Raw genomic sequence first — 18,858 nt, 5'->3', positions numbered from 1 at the left:
AAAAAGTCAAAAGAAACCAGACATCGAAAGAGAAAGCGAATGACAACCACCGGGCAAAAAATCGCACTGGTGACGGGCGCCAGCCGTGGCCTCGGGCGCAGCACGGCGCTTGCGCTCGCGCACAAGGGTGTAGACGTGATCGGCGTCTATCACAGCAACAAGGCGGAAGCGGAAGCCACAGCGACCGCCATTACGGCGCTTGGGCGCAAGGCGGCGATGTTTCCCCTCGACAACGCCAATACCGCCGGTTTCGCAGCATTCGCCGCAGAACTCGAGCAAGCGCTCTCGACAAACTGGGGTCGCGCCAGTTTCGATTTCCTCGTCAACAATGCCGGCATCGGCATTCACGCCCCGTTCGAAAAAACGACGGAAGCTGATTTCGACCGCCTGCTGAACGTTCACTTCAAAGGCGTATTCTTCCTGACCCAGACGCTTTTGCCGCTTCTGGCCGATGGCGGACGGATCGTGAACCTGTCCACCGGACTGACGCGCTTCTCCCTGCCGGGCTACGCCGCGTACGCCGCCATGAAAGGCGCGGTCGAGGTGCTGACACGTTATCTGGCCAAGGAACTCGGCGCGCGTGGCATCGCAGTGAACACCATCGCCCCCGGAGCGATCGAAACCGACTTCGCCGGCGGCTCGGTGCGAGACAACAGGCAGATCAATGACTTCGTCGCCAATACGACCGCGCTTGGCCGCGTTGGCGTCCCCGACGATATCGGCCCAGCCGTGGCCGCACTGCTGACGGAAGATAACCGATGGGTCAACGCGCAACGCATCGAGATTTCCGGTGGCCAGATGATTTAGGGAGCGACTGGTCCATAGTGACGAGGAAGGGTTCTCCTCCCCGCCTAGCGAACTGCACACGCGTTTCACGCGCCGTCGTTTCCGTTACCTAGCGGAAACGCCGAAATACAAAATTACCAGAGATCAACTGAATTCTGTCGTGTCTATGCCAACTCCGACCGCAGGTGATCGAGGCCGGCGCGCCAGACGCTCCAGCGCCATCAAACGAATCATCGCATTTCACATTTAAAGGCATGATTATCAGTTTATCTTGCAAGTTTACCTTCTAAATGCCATTATGCCCATTATGAACTGCTCCACCGATTCTTCGCTGGAAACAATCGTCAGCGATCTCACTCTTGCGATCGGGCAGCTGTTGCGCCGACTGCGCTCCGAGGCCAATCCGAGCGCATTGAATCTGTCGCAAATCAGCGCCCTCGCCCGCATCGAACACGGCGGTCCCATGACGACAGCCGAACTTGCGCGGGCTGAATCGATGAAGCCTCAATCGATGGGAAGCATCCTCGCGAGCCTTGAGCATGAGGGCATGATCCGTCGCCAACCGCACCCTACGGACGGGCGGCAGGTTCTGTTCGTCCTGACCGAGAAAGGGGTTGAGGACAGACGCCGCCGTCAAATCGCCAAACGTGACTGGCTGACGGCGGCGGCCTCAAATCTCGACGCTGAAGAGTTACAGGCTCTTGCAGCTGCGATCCCGCTCATCAGGCGGATCGGAGAGTCCTGAAACAGGCTTCGAACGCGTCAACCTGCGCCAGAATCTGCAGCCGAACAAATGAATGGACGCCTATGCACTCAACAAAATTCGCATCCGGCTGCATATGAATTGCCTCCGCCCCACGTGCCGACGCCCCGTCGATTCCGTGCGCTCATACCGTGAACGCAGCCACGCAGCGTACGCCTGTTCACCGACGAAAACTCTCTCGCAATGACTGCCCTGGACGATGACCGGCTTGATCCATCAGCCTGGAGAATTTGTGCGGTTGCGCTGTTCGGCGCCCTGCTCTCACAACTTGATGCGACGATCGTTAACGTTTCCCTTTCAAATCTGGCGACCGATCTCGGCGTCGGGCTCTCGACGATCCAGTGGGTCACAAGCGGCTACCTCCTGGCGCTCACGCTGGCCTTGCCGTTGAACGGCTGGCTGGTGGACCGTGTGGGCGCGAAGAGGCTCTATCTCTGGTGCCTTGCGTCGTTCACTTTATCCTCGGTGTTCTGCGGTCTCGCCTGGTCCGCGCCTTCACTGATCGGATTCCGCGCGCTACAGGGTCTCAGCGGCGGTTTGCTGGCGCCTATGGCGCAGATGATGGTCGCACAGGCTGCGGGCAGGCACATGGCGCGCGTAGCGGGCTACGCAATGCTGCCGGTGTTGCTGGCGCCCGTCCTTGGCCCGGTGATCGCGGGATCAATCCTGCAACATGCTTCATGGCGCTGGCTTTTTCTTGTCAACCTTCCCATTGGGGCGCTCGCTATCATGCTGGCGTTTTTGATCCTGCCCGAAAGCCACACTGCGTCGGCAAGGCGAAAGCTGGACTGGGCGGGTCTGGCGCTGCTTTCTCCCGGGCTGGCGCTGTTTCTCTATGGCATGGAGCGTACGAACCAGACGACAGGCTGCGCCAGTCTTGCCGCCGGCGTCCTGATGATGGCGGCATTCATCCGGAGCGCCAGACGAAAAGGCGACGACGCACTGATCGACCTTCGCCTTTTTAGAGGAAAAGTTTTTGCAACGGCCACCACAACGCAATTCCTGTCAAACGGCGCCATGTTCGCTGGCCAGATGCTCATTCCGGCGTTTCTGATTCAGGCGTGCGGCCGAACGTCCGGCGAGATGGGATGGATGCTGGCGCCGCTCGGGCTTGGCATGATGGCCACCGTCCCGTTGGTCGGAGCGCTGGTGGACAGGTTCGGCGTCCGCCGCGTGTCCTCCGGAGGCGCGCTACTGACGCTAGCAGCCACTTTGCCGCTTCTGTATCTTTCGTCCCGAGGGCTCAGTCTTTTTGTTCTTCTGCCGGCCCTATTCGTTCGCGGAATGGGCATGGGGGCGATCGGCTTGCCGTCGGTGACCGCCGCCTACGCCTCGGTCCGGAAACAGGACCTGCCCATGGCGACGACCTCCGCCAACATCGTGCAACGTCTGGGCGGCCCCACGATGACGACGCTTTGCGCGTCATTCCTGTCATGGAAACTGGGACAGGGCGGCACGGATCATGCGCTTTCAAGCGCCTTTACCGGAGCCTTCGTATTGCTTTGCGGTTTTCAGGCCCTCACGTTCCTGGCCGCGCTACGATTGCCGCTGCGTGTTGGCGACGTCGTGGATGTGACACGCTCCGACGGAGAGAAAAACCGCGCGACGCACACCTGAATCCGTCACAGACAGGCGATGCGAACCAACGTCGCGCATGCGCCCGAGGCGCCGTTCGATTCACCCCCAAACATGCGACCTCGAACAGCGGCGTCAGCCGCCCGAGACCGCCTGCAACCGCAGCCGTCGCCCGGGCAACGCAGCGAACGCCTCCGCGCGACACGTCATGACGATGATCTGCATTCGCTCTGACGCTTCAGCCAAAATATCGAACATCGTCGACAATCGACCCGCATCGGAGAACACCAGCGCATCGTCCAGAACCAGCGCCGCCGGACGACCGCGCGCGCGCAGCAGTTCCGCGAGACCCAGCCGAACCAGCACGGCGATCTGCTCGCGCGTGCCGTCCGACAGAAACTCCAGCGGTTCGTCCTCGCGCCAGCGGCTGACGCCGGTCAGCTCGAACTTCGTGTTCACCTGCACGCGCGAACGCGGAAAAAGCATGTCCAGAGAAGGTTGTATCGCGCCGGTCAGCGGCGCGAGGTATCTCTCTACCGTCTCCTGCTCTACTTCCTGCAAGGTACGGCGCAACAGGGTCAGAATCGCGACCTCCCGTTCGCATGCTTCCTTTGCGCCGCGACACCGGGACACCTCGCGCTCGGTGGCGGCGATCCCCTCATCCAGTCCCAGCCCCTCCGCCGCCTGCACGCGGGCCTCGCCAGCCGCGCACTCCTGCTGCAACTGCGACAGTCGTTCTCGACCGCCTTCGATCTGCACGTTCAACCTGTGAATTCTGGCGTCGAGTTGAGCCTCGTTCGACTCTGGCCTTTCCTGTTCCACCCGCGCGGCGGCGCGCTCCGCCTGATCGAGCGCGCGTTCCGCCACATCCAGCCGCGTGGCCAGAGCCTCGTCCGGTTCCTGCGCCTGCGCCGCCTCTTCCTCGACGCGCAGCCGTTCGCACTGCTCCAGGATCAGGCGCAGCTCCGTCTGCGTCTCGGCCAGCACGCTTTCGGCCAGACGCTGCGCGCCATCGGGCTCCAGCATGTCGTTACGCGCAGCCGCGACCGCCTGCTCGGCGCGCAGATGAGCCTGCTGCGCATCATCCAGGGCGAGGCGCGCCGCCTGAATCTCCGGAGCATCCGGTTCACGGCCGATATTGGAAGCGTCGGCCACTGCGTTGGCCGATTGGGCGTGCAGACGCTCCAGTTCAGCATCACAGACCGCGATGCGTTGGCGCAAGGCGGAGAGCGTCCCTTCGGCGTTCGCTTTGCCCTTTCCACCGCCATCCGAAAGCACCGCATCGAGCGTCGCGCGCGCGGACGCAAGGGTCGCCTGCGCTTGCCGACGTCTTTCCGCTTCCGCGTGAAGCTGGTGCATATCGCGGCAATCCACGGCGCCCAGCGCCGCCGACAGTTCCGCCTCTGCTCGGCGCAGCGCCTCCATGCCCGCCGTCATCTCGCGCGCCGCAGGCAGGATGCGGAACACACCCACGCCTTCGATCCTGAGCTCCGCCGGTTCAAGCAGGTCGTGACGACCGCTTCCCATCGGCGCGCCGTTCAGCGTCACGCGATCCAGCGCGCCAGCCTCCAGCGCGATCTCAAGCCCGGTCGCCTGCGCCATCAACGCGGCGGCGGCGGCGGCGCGCGCGCGCTCGGCGGTCTCCGCCCTGCGTTGAGCGGCGTCATCGACCCGGATCGCTTCCAGCGCCCCGCGTGCAGCCTCCTGTCGGCGCAAGGCGTCTTCCAGTCGAGCAAGCTGGCGGAGCGCCATGGCGCGTTCGCCCAGAACGCGTAACCTTTCGACGCCGCGGTCGGCGACCTTCACGCGCGCCGTCGTCAGCGCCACGACCTTTTCCGCTTCGATCAGCGCTGTGCGCTTTCTGGCCAGTTCCGCATCCGCGCGTCCACGCCGCAGCGTCGCCGCCTCCGTCGCCTCCCGCGCCCGCTCGGAATCACGGGTGAGAGACATGAGGCGAGCGCGACGGTCCGCCCTGCGTTTTCGTTCCTCACGCAGCCCCAGCGTCAGTCGCTCAGCCTCTCCAGCGGCAAGCGCCGTCTCGGCTCGCCGCCGGTCAAAACGCCCCAGTTCCTCTTTCGCAGCCTGCGCCGCCGCCAGTTCCGCCCGCTCGGCTTCCCGCCGCCCCGCGTCGCTCGCCACGACCAACTCGCGGCGCGTCTGCTCCAGCGTCGCAATATCCTCGGCCAATGTGGCCCGCTTGGCGTTCAACTCGACAAGACGGGCTTCAGCCACGGCTTCCCCATCAATGGCGGCTAAGAAACGTCCTTTGGGCTTTCCACGACCGTCAAGCAATTCACCCAGATCGACGGCTATTCTTTTCAAAACCCGCGCCGCATCCGCACCACCGACAGCGTCGCCAAGATCGGCGCCAAGGTAATCGCGTAACGTCAGCTTGTTGGCGTCGGAAAGCGTCGGTTGTGAAAAACTTTCCCCCTGGGCGACCCAAAGCGCCCCGAGCATGACCCCGGCCTCGCCGCGTTTACTGACATCCGGTTCGATCAGCGCCTGCAGACGGTTCTCGGCGTCGTCGCCCTCAAGCGTGCGGCCCCCTTCCAGCAGACGTGCATAGCTGCGCCCGAGAAAGCGCTTCTCCATACGCAAGGACGCGCCATCAAGCGAAAACTCTGCGCTGACCAGTGGCGAGCCTCCGTCATAAGGCGCGAAATCCTTGACCATCTGCGCCTTCGAACCATGCCGGACCGTGAACAGCCCCCTCAGCGCCGCCAGCATGGTCGACTTGCCGGATTCATTCGGCGCCGCGAGGACGTTCAGCCCCGGCCCCAGCCCATCCAGACGGTGGCGTGTCGAAAAGCGGCGAAACTGCTCGACCTCAAGCGCCGTGAGAATCATGCCGCTCACGCGCCGCTCTCCTGCCGCCACAACGCCGCGAGCCGTCGCAACGCCGGCAACGCGTGTTTCTGGTCCGGGCCCCCGGACGCCGCAAGCGCCGTAAGCCGCGCCGCCGCTTCGCTGATCGCGCCAGCGCCTTCGAACACGCCGAGATCGGCCTCGGTAGCCGTCGTCTCAGGCGTCTGATCGACGCGCAGCAGCAGTAACGCTGAAGCCACGGCGCCCAGAATGCTCTCTTCGAACACGGCCATCGCCGACAGCGGCAGGACGCCGTCCGCCTTCAGACGCGCCAGAACGCGGCTCGGTTCGTCGGGATCTATGGCGCGCAGGCGATTTTCCAAAGCCCGCACATCCTCAAGGGAACTCAGCGTCGCCGAAACCTCACGCCACAGAAAGCGGCCGGTGACGTGGCGCGTAATCTCCGGCGGAGCCCTGGGAGCGTCGACCGTAACGAGCAGGGACTCGCCCCCACCCGCGCCGCCCGTGTCAAAGCGGTCGCACTCAGGAGAGCCGGAATAGGCGCAACGCGGTCCGATCCGGTTGAAACCGTGCCAGTCCCCAAGCGCAAGATAGGAAAGCCCGGCCTTGTCCGGCCGATCCGGCGCCACGGGATTGGTCTGCTGCGACGGGTCAGAGCTGAAACCTCTCACGGAACCGTGGGCGAGCCCGATCCGCATCGCGCCTTCGGGCGTCGCCGCGCCGTCCATCCATGCCGTCGTGTCGGTCATGGTGTGGCGTCGCGTCAGCACGCCCGGCAGCAGCCACGCAGTTTCCCCAGCGTTCATAGGCGTCGGAACGGGCTCGAGATGCGCCGTGACGTTATCGGGCAACCCGGCCTTCAGGACGCGACTCCATACGCCGTTCGGCAGATGCGCGTCATGGTTGCCGGGGATCAGCCGCCACTGGATGTCGGGGAATTGACGCATCCGCTCGAGCGGCTGGCGCAGCGTCCGGTCCGACGGGCTTTCGTGATCATACACGTCGCCAGCGACAAGAATGGTGGCGGCGCCTTCCTTGCGGGCGAGGCGCCCGAGCCTGAGAATGACCTCCAGCCGCTCCGCCTGCAGCGCCTGCAGCGCCTCGTCTCCGGCGAACGCGAACGTCTTGCCGATCTGCCAGTCCGAACTATGCACAAAACGCACTGTGGCGCGCTCCTTTCACGCGGACGCGACGCCGTGCGCCTGACGTCGCTAGGCGGAGGGGAGCGTCCAGTTCCCTCCGTATTGGGACGGGCCGCCGTAACCAATCGTCGCCGCCATGGGGGCCGCGACGGGTTTCGGCGCCGACTGAACATCCGGCGCCTTTTTGAGCACAAGCGACCCACCCGGCTGAAGATAATAGATATAGTCTGCGTGCGCGATAGTCGCCGGGCGATGGGCGACCATGACGCGCGTGACGTTCAGACGGCGAAGGCTGTCCGCCACGATCGATTCGGTATGCTCGTCAAGATGGCTGGTCGCCTCATCGAGAAACAGGATGTGCGGCCGGGTGTAGAGCGCGCGGGCGAGAATGACGCGCTGCTTCTGGCCGCCCGACAATGCGCCGCCCATATCGCCGACCAGCGTCTCGAAACCCATCGGCATCCGTTTGATGTCGTCCAGAATCGCAGCCTGCGCCGCACAGTGCAACATCAGCTCCTGATCGGGGTGCTCCGAAAAACCGCAGATATTGTCGGCGATGGAGCCCGAGAACAGCCCGTCGTCCTGCAGGACGCCCGCGATGCGGCGTCTGTATCCTTCCAGCGTCAGGGCCGCGACGTCGGTTCCGTCGAGGAACAGCGAACCTTCGTCAAGCTTGAGCAGCCCCATCATCGCCTTCAGCATCGTCGTCTTGCCGCAACCCGAAGGCCCGACGATGGCGACGCTCATGCCCGCTGGCACATCGAGATCGACGCCACGGAATATCCAGGGCTCGTGCGTCGCGTATCGCGCCGACATGCCACGGCAGACCAGAGATCCGGCGCCGGGCGCCAGTTCCGGTTCGAAATGGGCCAGCGGTTCCGGGTCGGTCATGACGATATCGGCCAGGCGATCGCTCTGGATATTGAGCATACGCAACTTGAAGCCCGTATTGATCAGGGCGCCGATGCGGCTCGCGAACTGGTCTTTATAAGAAAGGAACGCGACGAGCATGCCGACCGACATGGAGCCAGTCATCACCGCCCGCGCGCCCAGCACCATCATGATGAGCCGATCGGCGCCGAAGATGAAATCGCCAAGCCGCCCATAGATCAGATCGAACCGTTGCAGGCGCAACCGGATGTTGATGCTCTCGATGACCAGATTGAGCCACGTGCTGCGCCGCCGCTCCCTGAGCCCCAGCAGCTTCACGCTGGCGATGCCGCGCAGGGTCTCGATGAAATGGGTCTGTTGCCGCGCGTTGACGACGATCTGCTCTTCCGACGCCTCCCGGTAGATACGGTAGGTGACCAGTCGCAGAATGATGTCGAGCACGGTCGCGACGCAGGCGACCAGCCCCAGCCAGCCGCCGTAGAGGAACAGCATGATTCCCATGCCGATCGCCATGATCCCGTCCATGACGGTCTGCACCATGTCGGTAGTCAGCGTCTGCTGGATGGTCCCAAGAGAGCCGAACCGCGACAGGATGTCTCCCACATGACGCTTGCCGAAATAATCGAGCGGCAGGCGGGTCAGGTGATCGAACAGGCTGGTGTTCCAGTCGAGCCCCACGCGCGTTCCGAGCAGCGTGACAGCCCATGTCCGCACGGAGCCAATAAACATCTGCAACAGCAGCAGCAGGCCCAGACCGAACGCGATCGTCTTGAGCAGGTCGTAATCTGACGTAACGATGACTTCGTCGATCACGACCTGCGAGATCATCGGCGTGATCAGCGAAATTACCTCCAGCCCCATCGAGAGCATGAACAACCCCGTCAGCGCGCCGCGCAGGCCGCCGACATGGCGAAACAGATCGCGCAGACGGATGGTTTCGCGCTCGTCCTTGCGCTCGAACGTTTCGTTCGGAGTAACTTCGAGCGCGACGCCGGTAAATTCGCGCGACACGGCGTCCAGTGGCAACGTTCGCCGCCCGACGGCCGGGTCGTTGATCGTGATCTGGTCGCCCTTGATCGCCGTCAGGACGACAAAGTGATTCATGCCCCAATGCAGCACGCAGGGCAGGCGAAGATTACGAAGATCGTCCATTTCCAGACGCACCGCCCGCGTCGAGAAACCGGACATATCGGCCACCTGCACCAGACTGCGCAACGTGACGCCCTTGATCGAGACCGAGTAGCGCCGCCGCAACGTGGCGAGGTCGATGGGATGCCCGTGATAACCCATGATCATGGCCAGACAAGCCAGGCCGCACTCCGCAGCCTCTACCTGCAGGATGACCGGCGTCGACTTGCCGAAGCCAAACTGAAGGGAATCGAACGCGTCGCTCATCGTTCGGCGAGCCCCCCGCTGATGGCGCTCATGCTGTCACGCATGCTGATGACCGGGTCGAATATCCACCGGTACAGGGGACGAGAGTCGATAGCGATATCGGCCTCCACCTCCATCCCGGCCTCAAGTTGCTTCTGCTTGCCGTACGCTACGATATAGGGTTCGTCCGGACGTACACGAATACGATAGACACTGGATGAGCCATCGCTCTTCTGGTTTTTGGCGGCGTCGGCCTGCCCCGCCGTCTGGCTTTGCGCCTGCGACGGGCTTGAGGCTGAAACCGGCGCCCGCGTGATCTCGGTCACGGTTCCCTTGTGCAGGCCAAAGCGTTGGTACGGGAAGGCGGCGTAGCGGAGAAGCACCCGCTCCCCTTCATGCAAAAAGCCTATGGACGCGCTGGTGACATACAGTTCGGCGTCCAGAGAGCGGCCGGTCGGCAGCAACGTCACCAGCGGCGCTCCCGCGTTGACCTGTTCGCCCAGATTCGCGCGGATCGCGGTCAGAATACCATCCTCGGGCGCGACGACGACGTTCTCCCGATGGCCTTCGCTCTCGTCGATCTGTTGGTCGATCTGCGCGATCTGGCGATCGAGATCGTTGATATCGTGCGCCGTCGTCCGATCATATCGGATCAGTTTCGACGTATTGTCGGCGATCTTGCCTTCGGCGTCGGTGAAGTTTTGCAGAAACTGCGCGTGCGTCCCAAGCAGTTGCGCGTACGTGTAAAGCTGGCTCTGGAACTGCGTTTCAGTCACGAGGTGAGCCGTCTCCGCCGCCCGCATCCGGTTGACCGCGGCTTCGACGACCGGAAGCACTTTCGCATCGTTGGCGAGTTGCTGGCCAATCAGCGTGTGCTGTTGCTGAAGATTGCGAATCTGGTTCACCAGAGCCTGCTTCTCGACCGGCGCGTCGTCCGTCCGGATGTCTTTCTGCTTCACCAGCAATGCGCGCTGGCGGCGCAATTCGGCGAGAATCTGCTCCTGCGTGCGTCCGCTGGAAGTTTTTGCGTCCAGATCGACGACGAACAGTTTCTGTCCGTGCGTGACGCGCATCCCTTCTTCGGCCAGTCTTTCAGTGATGACGCCTGCGCTGGACGCGTCGATCGTGATCAGCCCTGTGGGCGGAAGCATGAGTCCGGTCGCGTGGACGCGGCGGGTATAAACTCCGAACCGGACATAGACGACCGTGAGCGCCACAAGAAGCAACGTCACCCAGCACACGACCCGAATCGAAATGGGTTGCGCGGCCTGCACGCGTCCGAGCCAGGCCTGCCTGCGAGCGTCCAGCGCTTCCTGACGATATAAAGACGACATGAGAGCGGGCGGTTCCCCAATGCGGATCGACAGGATCCCTAATGGCGCATCAAAAGAATAACGAAAAACAAAAACGACTCAGCCCCCCGACGTCCTTGCGGGGACGTCGGGGGGCTGAGTCACGAGACCGGACGACGACTAAACTGCCGCCGTCAATCGCAGTTGTTTCTTTATCAGCCGAGGCCACCGGTCGAGATGACCGGGAAAGCGATCGTCGAACCCTGAGCGCTCTGAATAGCCGAAATGGTGTTGTTCAGATACGTGTTCGCCTGCGCGAGGGTCATGCCCTGCCCGGCGGCATAACCAATCTTATAGTCCGCGCTGATGTTGTTGATCGCCGAGATGACAGTCGACAGGCTTGCGCCGTTAGCAATATCGGCAAGCACGTTATACGTGCCAGCCAGCAGACCCGCAGACCCGGTGATCAGCGAGCTGAGGCCGCTGTAGGAAGAGCCGCAGGAATACGACGGCCTCGACCAGGAACCACAGGAATACGAGAACGAGGACGAGCACCCAAACGAGAGGGAACCGCAGGAAGAAAAGAAGCCACCCGATACTGCATCAAGTTCAACGGCGCTCAGTTCACGCATCTACCTAAACTCCAAAAAAGCATGGAGAGCCCGGACTGTGACGCAACGTCAGCCGTTAAAACCCTGCGTCACCGGCGACCTCGACCCGGCCTTCATCGTTGTAACTGAGTTGGCTGTTAATGTTTTTGGAACACAAACACCAGAAAATAAATCGTTAAACGATTAATCTTCCCGAGACTCTGCAATCGGGAAAAATGCGATTTTTAAACACACAATCGTTATATACGGTACGCATATCTGTATTGAAAAATATACATATAAAAATTCCACAGTATCGGTATGAAAACGATGTTCCAGAAATAAAACGTTAATCGATAATGTTCTCTTGACCGCCATCCCTGAGACAATGTTTGTTTTTGCCACACATTCAGCGACTGGCTGTCGAGCTGGTCCAAAATTGGCAAAACGGGGATCGGAATATGACCAGAACGAGCACGCTCAATACAGATTCTGCCCTTGCGGCCAGCTCGGTCACCAAAACGACTTACGCGAGCTACACAAGCGGCAGCGGCACTCCGACTAATCCCTATGTGCTTGCGTCCAATTCTGGCACGATCACCCTGAAGCCCGGCGCGTGGTACGTGCTGCCGGATAACGTCAGCATTGGAACTGTGGTCACCAGCGAATACAATTCCTCAGGCTCGACCGGCGGCATCAACGTCAACGGCGCGCATCTGGAAATCAAGACTTACGCCCACGTCGCCGGCAAGATCGACATGGGCACGACAGGCTCGATCCTCGTGCTCGACAACACCAGCGGCAAATGGTCGTATCAGGCCAACATGGCCGGTGAAGACCTGTCTGCTGGCGGCGACAACCTGTTCACTTATCCCTCGCTCCAGAACGCCACTCTCACGAATTTGGACACGAAGGGCACAGGCATCGTCACGTGCGACATTCCGAACGGAATCGGCAACACTATCGGCATCGCGGCGCATTCCTCAAACAGCTCTCAGCTCGTACTCCGAAGCGGCGGCAAAATTGACGGTGGAATTCCCGTCAACAGTTATCCGTCGAACCCCCACGGCAACAACGTCGTTGGCGGCACGATCGGGCTCCCGGTCACCGCGCCGCCCAATAATTGCACGGTCCCCTACTACGTGGACCCCAACAACCCCTGTCAGGTTAACATCTGCTTCCTCGCGGGCTCCATGATCATGACCCGTTCTGGCGAGAAAGCCGTCGAAACGCTGGTGGAGGGAGATGACATCGCCGTTCTGGCCGGTGGTGAAACCACCTACCGACCGCTCGTATGGCTCGGCCGCTCTCACGCGAACGTCGCGGAACTCGATTTTGATCAGGACGCTTACCCGGTGCGCATCGGCAAGGGCGCGTTCGGTCCCGGCCTTCCCACCCAGGACCTGCTGGTCACATCCGAGCACGGCGTTTACGTCGACGGCGGTTTCGTGCCCGTGCGCATGCTGGTGAACGACCGCTCCGTGTCCATCGAGCGTTCGATCACCGAGTATGACTACTACCACGTGGAACTCGCCGATCACGGCGTGATCCTTTCCAATGGCCTGCCGACGGAAAGCTATCTCGACACCGGCAACCGCGGCACCTTTCAGAACTCGGTCATTCGCGCCATGCGTCCGCATTTCGCAGGCGGGATGGTGATCGCCAGCGGCAAGAGCTGGGAACAGGACGCAGCGGCCCCACTGGTGACGGACCGTGAAACCGTGGAACCGATCTGGAAGCGTCTGAACGAGCGCGCCGATGAGCTTGGCCTGCCGGAAGCGCCTCAGACAGGCGCTTCGACATCCGATCCGGCGCTACGCCTTGTCACTGAAGACGGGCGCGAGATTCGTCCGGTTCAGCAAATCGGCAACGTATACAGCTTCATGGTTCCGGCTGAGATCGAAACGGTCCGGATCGTGAGCCGCACCTTCCGTCCGTCCCTCGTCACGGGGCCATTCTGTGACGATCGCCGCGACCTCGGCGTGCTGGTGGGCGACATCGCCATCACCTCCGCGCGCAGCCGTGAGGTTCTCACCAGTCATCTCACGCCGGACGAACACGACGGCTGGCATGGTTACGAGGGCCCGACGGCGCGCTGGACGAACGGCGCGGCTGTCGTCGTTCTCGGCGTCGCCAACTCCGCTGCCGTGACGCGTATGGTCGAGATCGAGATGCTTGGCGCAGGTTCTTATCAGGTCGTCGAAAGCCAGAACGACGCTCGCGTCGCCTGATTCACCTCCCGGGCGCCTGTTCCGCGGCCGGGAGTCACTCCACAATCAAGAGCCCGATCGGCGATAGCGCTGATCGGGCTCTTTTTATGATGACGCCTATCTTTCGCATCATCAATTCGCCACGTCGCCGTGAATCGTCGCGACGCGCCTTGAAATCGCAGGCCGATCATGCCCACAAGTCCCGACCCGTTCACATCGGCTCACGGACGATGGGCTTTTTTTGTTTTCTCGAACGTCCTCGTTCGATCAGATAATTCTGTCTGATCGGGTAAAATGCTCGTTTTTTCGCTAGAAGCCGGGGCCGGGAGTCCGTTACGCATTGCTTCATCTGATCAAACTCGCTGTCGGCGCAGAAAGCCTCGAGCATCTCGAACGATTGCAACGCGACGCGGGTGGACCGCCGGTCGTCCGCACGCGTTCTGCGCCCCGCAGACGCGAGGAGGTTCTCGCCGGAGGGTCGATCTACCGCGTGATCACGGGATTGATCCTGTGCCGACAACGCATTCTTGACATCGAAAGCGTCGAACGCCCCGATGGCTCCAATGGCACGCTCATTCTGCTCGACGACACGATCGTGCCGGTGGAGCCGCGCCCCGCAAGGCCGTTTCAGGGTTGGCGATATCTCGATCCCAAGGAAGCGCCGCGTGATCTCGAAACCCGCGCGTTCGCACAGCTCCCGGCTTCATTGAGCCGTGAACTGGGGCGGCTGGGCCTTCTGTGAAGCAAATGGGCGCTGTCGAACCGACGGCTGCTTGACCGGCGCGGGTCCAAAGATCAGGCCTCGCGCGGCGGGAATAGAAAGAACGTTTGCAATCGGGGCTGCAAGTTCCACGAACCGCCTTCGCAACGCCCACTGAACGCGGCGCCAGTTTCACTCTGCGACGGAAAGGTCCGTCAGCCGTCGGTGTTCCTCCATCGCAAAACGATCGGTCATCGACGCCAGATAATCGGCCACCACCCGCATTTGTACGGTCTTGTCCGCCCCCGCCAGCGCACGCCACTCGTCCGGCAACAGGGCCGGAGATTCGCTGAGCGTGGCGAATAATTCTTTCGTGACGCGCCGCGCCTTGTGCGTCATGCGATTGACTTTCCAGTGGCGATAAAGCCGGGCGAAAAGAAACTCCCTGATCGCCGCGTTGGCGTCCGCAACTTTCGGGCTGAACGCCACCATTGATCGGTCAGCGCGGCGAACGTCGTCAGCAGAACGCGGCTCCAGCCGCGCGAGATTCAGCCGGGTTTGCTCCAGCACGTCGCTCGCCAGAACATTGATTACGCGACGCACCGTCTCATGGCGCAAACGCTGATCCCGATCGATCGCGCACGCGCGACGCAACTGCGGCGCGTCGCCCATACCGGCGACGCCAAACACAATCTCCCGGCCGGGCGGCGTTGCGTCGACGCGCCTGCGCGCCTCGGCCAGAGCCTCACCCACGATAGGCACATCAGCGAGATCGTCGAGCGAGAGCAGACCCGACCTCACGCCATCGTCGAGATCATGTCCGTGATAGGCGATATCGTCGGCCAGCGCAGCGAGCTGCGCTTCAACTGACGCGAACTGATCCAGTTGCAACGGGTGCGCCGCATCGTAATCGCGCAACCACCCGGAAGGAGAATCGACCGGGCCGTTATGTTTGGCGAGCCCTTCAAGAGTTTCCCAGGTCAGGTTGAGACCATCGAAGTCGAGATACCGTCGTTCAAGGACCGTAACCTGACGCATCGCCTGCGTGTTGTGATCGAAACCACCCCACTGCGCCATCGCCTCCGCCAGAGCGTCTTCCCCTGCGTGGCCGAACGGGGTGTGGCCCAGATCATGAGCGAGAGCGACGGCTTCCGTCACGTCTTCATCGACCGCCAGATGACGAGCCATCGATCGCGCGATCTGCGCGACCTCAAGGGAGTGAGTCAGGCGCGTGCGAAAGAAATCGCCCTCGTGGTTGATGAACACCTGTGTCTTGTACTGGAGGCGCCGAAAGCCGGATGAGTGCACCACCCTGTCGCGATCGCGCTGCCACGGAGAGCGGGTCGGCGACTCGGCCTCCGGGAACAGACGTCCACGGGATGGACGCGCGTGAACCGCATACTTCGCAATGCTCATGCAACCCCCTTCGCCGAAGCGGCGCCCCTGCCTGACGCAGGGTCACACGTCCCGGAGTTTCGGTCCAGAAGCAGACGCCCTCAGAAGCTCGGCCAGTCCTTGGCTGGCGCCGCCACCGTAGCGGCCGTTTGCCCGCTACGCGCCAGGGCCTCCGCCACGAAACCGCTCGCCTTCGCTTCCTCGATGAACGTCTGCAGCCATGCACGTGCGGCGTCCCGCCCCTGTGGCGTCCCTACGGCCTGCTCGATGGCGGTGAAACGCCCCTTGATCACCCGAAAACCGGGGTGTTCAGCGGCGTACGCCTGCAATGGCTGTCGCACGCCCGCCGCAGCCTCCAGACGTCTGTCGACGAAAAGCTCGATGGCCGCAGGAGAGGTCGGCGCACGTTCCAGCGCCGCGTATTTCAGCGCGCGGCTGAGATACAGGTCGTACGCAGCTCCCTTGCCGACAGCGATCCGGACGTCTTCGTGATCGAAATCGGCGATGTCGTGCAGCGGGGAATCTTCGCGCACGATATACGTGCCCTCGATGACTACATATGGCGCCGTGTAGAGGATTTCCTCCGCGCGAAGAGGGTCGATGGCGAGAAACATCAGGTCGAGCCTGCCGGTCTTCACCGCATCGACGACCTTGCCAGCGCCGTCGAACGCCTCAAACGTCACATCGACACCCAATTGACGCGCGACGTCGCGCGCCAGATCCACCGAAACGCCGCCAAGCGCGCCCGTTGTTGCGTCTTTTTGCGCAAGCACCGGATTGCCGAGATTGATGGCGACGCGAAGCGTCCCGGTCGGCGCGAGTTCGTTGATGACGGTTTCTGAAACCTGAGGCACTGCGTCTCTCCCTGCTTCGTCTTCTTTTACGGACGTATGGGCGGTGCTGAAACGGGAGCGGACGGGCGTCGGCTCCATAAGGACGAACTTAGGAAGAAGCTGAAAAAAATTTCAAGTTTTCGGGCGCTGCCGCTCAATGGCCAGCGCTCCCGCAAGTTTCGGTCCTACAAGCGCGGCGGAGCCGGGGTTCGCCCGCTCCAGCAACGCGACGCCTTCGACGATGGCCAGAATGGCGGGAGCCAGACTCAGATCCTGGTCGGCGCCGACCACACGCGCCCGAATGAAATCCAGCCAGCGCGATACCAGATCGGACGCCAGACTGTCATAGGGCGCCTCTCCCTGCCCGCCGCGCGCGATCACGTCCGAAAGCACGTTCATGAACGGTCGAATGCCCCGCGTTTGCGCCATCGCCAGTGCGCGCAGCAGGAAAACGTCGGGCGGCGACGCCTCATCTGCGGCAGAGGACGTCGCATCCAGCAAGCGCGCCACAATGCGACCGATCACGGCGACGACCAACGCGTCCTTCGTCCCGAAATAATACAGGAGCATCCGGTCGCTGGTGTCGAGCGCCTTTGCAAGGCCGCGCAATCCCATCGCACCCAATCCATCGCTCAACACGAGATCGGCGAGGCGGTCAGTGAGGGCGAAGCGGCGTGCGTCGCGCTCCCCGGCTGCGTCTGCGATTTCAACCATGTTCACATTTTCCGATTGTAGCATGTGCTACATTCAATATATGTAGCACATGCTACACACGGATGGTTCATCATGCTCCGCACGCGACAAATCATCATCTGTATCGCTTTGGCCCTGCTGTTCTGGGGTCTCGCGACCACATACATTCATTACCTCCCCGGCAGTCTGGCCGGGTGGCGCGGCGACGTCGGCTTTCTTACCTCAGTCCCCGTCGCGCTCTACTGCATTTGGGCGGTCCGACGCTATGCAGGCCTCACCCGTGAACAGCTTCCCTCAGGCGCGCTCGTTGTCCTGGGGACCGCAATGCTGTGCGACGCGACAGCATTGCGCTGGTTCAACGGTATGTATTCTACAAACGATCACGTCTGTCGCGTTGCGTCTGCCTGGCTGTTGTGGGGATATGGCGTCAGCGCGCTAGGCGCCCTCGTTTTCGCACAGCGTCGACAGGCGGACACCACTGTGTGAGCGAAACTGCGGACCACTCCGGCTTTCACACGAGCAACCGTCCAGTGCCGTCCACGCCAGCGTTCAGCAAAGGCCGCGACGGACGTCGATCGACACCAGCTTATTCCTTCCGCCACCATCATGATCCAAAAGCGCTGTTCATGCTGGCCGAAGAGGCGTACCGCATTCAGGCTCTCCGCTATTAGCTCGAAGCATTTGCCTGCCTGACTTCAGACTCGGATTCGGCTTCGGCCAACCTCCCCAAACGCTTCTTCGAAACCCTGCTTTTTGTCAGCGTCCGGACAGGCTGTTAGCAAGCGTGAACCGCCTGCTACGCGCGTGAGGATAGGGAGAAAACCGACAATGTTCCTCAGGCAACTGAGCTATCTGGTGGCCATCGACAGGTTTCGCCATTTCTCACGCGCGGCTGAGCATTGCGGCGTCTCTCAGCCCGCCCTGTCCTCCGCCGTTCGCCAGCTTGAGCATGAGCTGGGCGTCACCATCGTCAGGCGTCGCCAGCGCGTCATGGGCTTCACGCCGGAGGGCGAGCGGGTGCTCGCCTGGGCGCGCCAAAGCCTGTCGGCGCTGGACGGACTGCGGCAGGAAGCGAAGTTCGCGCATGAAATCGCAGGCGGCAGCCTGTCCGTTGCCGTCATGCCGCCGACCCAGCAGCTTGCTCCATTGCTGGTCGAAAGCCTACGCGCGACCATTCCGGCGCTGCATATTTCCCTGACCGTCGCCGCCAACAGGGACATCCTGCAGGGACTGGCGGAACAGCGGATCGATCTTGGCGTGATCTATCTCGACCAGCTTCCCGAGACAGGCGCTCTGGAGATCAGGAAGCTGTATGACGAACGGCTCGTTCTCGTCGGCGCCGCTGGCGTCGCCTTGCCCGGAAAAAGCCGGTGTTCGTGGGCGCAGGCCGCAACCCTGCCACTTTGTCTGCTCGACCGTTCAATGCGCAGTCGCCAGATTATCGACGCCGCCTTCGAGAAGGCGGGCGTCACGCCCGACGTGCCGTTCGAAAGCAACGCGCTGGAGCTTCTGCACACGGAGTTGAGGGCTGGCCGGCTTGCCTCAATTCTGCCGATTTCGGCGCTTCCTGCGGCGACAGGCAGCGACGCCTTCCAGTTTCGTCATCTGGAGCAAACGGCGGAAGCCGCAGTCGGGCTGGCGCGTCTTCGCACTCCCATCGAAAGCGCGCTGATGGAGCGATGCTGGCGCATTGCATCCCGTCTGTCGTTCGAGGGCGTATTCGCGCTTTAGACCGCCGGTCATAAACAGCATCTATCACCTCATCAAAACAATGGCTTGGACACT

At 62.2% G+C, this 18,858-nt stretch carries 17 protein-coding genes; 9 read left to right on the top strand and 8 right to left on the bottom strand.

The window, feature by feature from the left end:
* Window positions 1-39 precede the first annotated feature (39 nt).
* The 3 genes from G442_RS0113145 to G442_RS0113135 all read left to right on the top strand — a co-directional run bounded on the left by G442_RS0113145 (window position 40) and on the right by G442_RS0113135 (window position 3,166).
* A complete protein-coding gene (locus tag G442_RS0113145) occupies window positions 40-807 on the top strand; it encodes an SDR family NAD(P)-dependent oxidoreductase (RefSeq protein ID WP_026398362.1) in 768 nt (255 codons plus the stop codon).
* A 286-nt stretch (window positions 808-1,093) separates the two neighbouring features.
* Window positions 1,094-1,531: a MarR family winged helix-turn-helix transcriptional regulator gene (locus G442_RS0113140; RefSeq protein ID WP_026398361.1), complete on the top strand. Its 438-nt coding sequence runs from the start codon at window positions 1,094-1,096 to the stop codon at window positions 1,529-1,531.
* Between the two features lie 201 nt (window positions 1,532-1,732).
* On the top strand, window positions 1,733-3,166 hold the full coding sequence (locus G442_RS0113135) for a DHA2 family efflux MFS transporter permease subunit (protein WP_026398360.1): 1,434 nt from the start codon (window positions 1,733-1,735) through the stop codon (window positions 3,164-3,166).
* A gap of 93 nt (window positions 3,167-3,259) precedes the next feature.
* On the opposite strand, the gene G442_RS0113130 is transcribed toward G442_RS0113135, so the two are convergent.
* The 5 genes from G442_RS0113130 to G442_RS22270 form a co-directional block, all read right to left on the bottom strand.
* Window positions 3,260-5,983 carry an AAA family ATPase gene (locus G442_RS0113130; RefSeq protein WP_051292310.1) on the bottom strand — a complete coding sequence of 908 codons (2,724 nt, stop codon included), beginning with the start codon at window positions 5,981-5,983 and terminating at the stop codon, window positions 3,260-3,262.
* Window positions 5,980-7,116, bottom strand: coding sequence for a metallophosphoesterase family protein (locus G442_RS0113125; protein ID WP_026398358.1), 1,137 nt, complete (start codon window positions 7,114-7,116; stop codon window positions 5,980-5,982). The genes G442_RS0113130 and G442_RS0113125 overlap by 4 nt, the downstream gene beginning before the upstream one ends.
* 48 nt (window positions 7,117-7,164) lie before the next feature.
* Window positions 7,165-9,381 (bottom strand): peptidase domain-containing ABC transporter, encoded by a 2,217-nt coding sequence (locus tag G442_RS0113120; protein ID WP_026398357.1) that lies wholly within the window; start codon window positions 9,379-9,381, stop codon window positions 7,165-7,167.
* The gene (locus tag G442_RS0113115) at window positions 9,378-10,694 is read right to left on the bottom strand and encodes an HlyD family efflux transporter periplasmic adaptor subunit (protein WP_026398356.1); all 1,317 of its coding nucleotides are present in this window, start codon (window positions 10,692-10,694) and stop codon (window positions 9,378-9,380) included. Before G442_RS0113115 ends, G442_RS0113120 begins: the two co-directional genes overlap by 4 nt.
* Before the next feature lie 173 nt (window positions 10,695-10,867).
* Window positions 10,868-11,284, bottom strand: coding sequence for a hypothetical protein (locus tag G442_RS22270; RefSeq protein WP_051292309.1), 417 nt, complete (start codon window positions 11,282-11,284; stop codon window positions 10,868-10,870).
* A 37-nt stretch (window positions 11,285-11,321) separates the two neighbouring features.
* On the opposite strand from G442_RS22270, the gene G442_RS26455 reads away from it, so the two are divergent.
* The 3 genes from G442_RS26455 to G442_RS0113100 all read left to right on the top strand — a co-directional run bounded on the left by G442_RS26455 (window position 11,322) and on the right by G442_RS0113100 (window position 14,194).
* A complete protein-coding gene (locus G442_RS26455; RefSeq protein ID WP_264799872.1) occupies window positions 11,322-11,450 on the top strand; it encodes a hypothetical protein in 129 nt (42 codons plus the stop codon).
* A 253-nt stretch (window positions 11,451-11,703) separates the two neighbouring features.
* Window positions 11,704-13,473 (top strand): Hint domain-containing protein, encoded by a 1,770-nt coding sequence (locus G442_RS22265; RefSeq protein WP_051292308.1) that lies wholly within the window; start codon window positions 11,704-11,706, stop codon window positions 13,471-13,473.
* Between the two features lie 319 nt (window positions 13,474-13,792).
* Window positions 13,793-14,194 (top strand): DUF1489 family protein, encoded by a 402-nt coding sequence (locus G442_RS0113100; RefSeq protein ID WP_026398355.1) that lies wholly within the window; start codon window positions 13,793-13,795, stop codon window positions 14,192-14,194.
* A gap of 150 nt (window positions 14,195-14,344) precedes the next feature.
* Here G442_RS0113100 and G442_RS0113095 read toward each other — a convergent pair whose 3' ends face one another.
* From G442_RS0113095 to G442_RS0113085, 3 genes are all read right to left on the bottom strand, one after another.
* Window positions 14,345-15,568 (bottom strand): deoxyguanosinetriphosphate triphosphohydrolase, encoded by a 1,224-nt coding sequence (locus G442_RS0113095; RefSeq protein ID WP_026398354.1) that lies wholly within the window; start codon window positions 15,566-15,568, stop codon window positions 14,345-14,347.
* Window positions 15,569-15,648: 80 nt separating this feature from the next.
* Window positions 15,649-16,401 carry an ABC transporter substrate-binding protein gene (locus G442_RS0113090; protein ID WP_035376630.1) on the bottom strand — a complete coding sequence of 251 codons (753 nt, stop codon included), beginning with the start codon at window positions 16,399-16,401 and terminating at the stop codon, window positions 15,649-15,651.
* Between the two features lie 111 nt (window positions 16,402-16,512).
* Window positions 16,513-17,094 carry a TetR/AcrR family transcriptional regulator gene (locus G442_RS0113085; RefSeq protein ID WP_035376616.1) on the bottom strand — a complete coding sequence of 194 codons (582 nt, stop codon included), beginning with the start codon at window positions 17,092-17,094 and terminating at the stop codon, window positions 16,513-16,515.
* 72 nt (window positions 17,095-17,166) lie between these two features.
* On the opposite strand from G442_RS0113085, the gene G442_RS22260 reads away from it, so the two are divergent.
* The 3 genes from G442_RS22260 to G442_RS0113070 all read left to right on the top strand — a co-directional run bounded on the left by G442_RS22260 (window position 17,167) and on the right by G442_RS0113070 (window position 18,804).
* Window positions 17,167-17,559: a DUF5367 family protein gene (locus G442_RS22260; RefSeq protein ID WP_026398351.1), complete on the top strand. Its 393-nt coding sequence runs from the start codon at window positions 17,167-17,169 to the stop codon at window positions 17,557-17,559.
* Window positions 17,556-17,744: a hypothetical protein gene (locus G442_RS0113075; protein WP_026398350.1), complete on the top strand. Its 189-nt coding sequence runs from the start codon at window positions 17,556-17,558 to the stop codon at window positions 17,742-17,744. The genes G442_RS22260 and G442_RS0113075 overlap by 4 nt, the downstream gene beginning before the upstream one ends.
* Window positions 17,745-17,901: 157 nt before the next feature.
* Complete coding sequence (locus G442_RS0113070) at window positions 17,902-18,804, top strand: LysR substrate-binding domain-containing protein (protein ID WP_026398349.1); 903 nt, start codon at window positions 17,902-17,904, stop codon at window positions 18,802-18,804.
* Window positions 18,805-18,858 lie beyond the last annotated feature (54 nt).

The organism is Acetobacter nitrogenifigens DSM 23921 = NBRC 105050, assembly GCF_000429165.1.
GTDB classification, from domain to species: Bacteria; Pseudomonadota; Alphaproteobacteria; order Acetobacterales; family Acetobacteraceae; genus Acetobacter; species Acetobacter nitrogenifigens.
This window is presented reverse-complemented; position numbering and strand designations above follow the sequence as displayed.

Excerpts from the sequence above, each read along its gene's own strand:
- G442_RS22265 (WP_051292308.1), top strand. The coding sequence starts at position 11,704 with ATGACCAGAACGAGCACGCTCAATACAGATTCTGCCCTTGCGGCCAGC.
- G442_RS22270 (WP_051292309.1), bottom strand. The coding sequence starts at position 11,284 with ATGCGTGAACTGAGCGCCGTTGAACTTGATGCAGTATCGGGTGGCTTC.
- G442_RS0113140 (WP_026398361.1), top strand. The coding sequence starts at position 1,094 with ATGAACTGCTCCACCGATTCTTCGCTGGAAACAATCGTCAGCGATCTC.
- G442_RS0113120 (WP_026398357.1), bottom strand. The coding sequence starts at position 9,381 with ATGAGCGACGCGTTCGATTCCCTTCAGTTTGGCTTCGGCAAGTCGACG.
- G442_RS0113145 (WP_026398362.1), top strand. The coding sequence starts at position 40 with ATGACAACCACCGGGCAAAAAATCGCACTGGTGACGGGCGCCAGCCGT.
- G442_RS0113095 (WP_026398354.1), bottom strand. The coding sequence starts at position 15,568 with ATGAGCATTGCGAAGTATGCGGTTCACGCGCGTCCATCCCGTGGACGT.
- G442_RS0113085 (WP_035376616.1), bottom strand. The coding sequence starts at position 17,094 with ATGGTTGAAATCGCAGACGCAGCCGGGGAGCGCGACGCACGCCGCTTC.
- G442_RS0113135 (WP_026398360.1), top strand. The coding sequence starts at position 1,733 with ATGACTGCCCTGGACGATGACCGGCTTGATCCATCAGCCTGGAGAATT.
- G442_RS0113115 (WP_026398356.1), bottom strand. The coding sequence starts at position 10,694 with ATGTCGTCTTTATATCGTCAGGAAGCGCTGGACGCTCGCAGGCAGGCC.
- G442_RS22260 (WP_026398351.1), top strand. The coding sequence starts at position 17,167 with ATGCTCCGCACGCGACAAATCATCATCTGTATCGCTTTGGCCCTGCTG.
- G442_RS0113070 (WP_026398349.1), top strand. The coding sequence starts at position 17,902 with ATGTTCCTCAGGCAACTGAGCTATCTGGTGGCCATCGACAGGTTTCGC.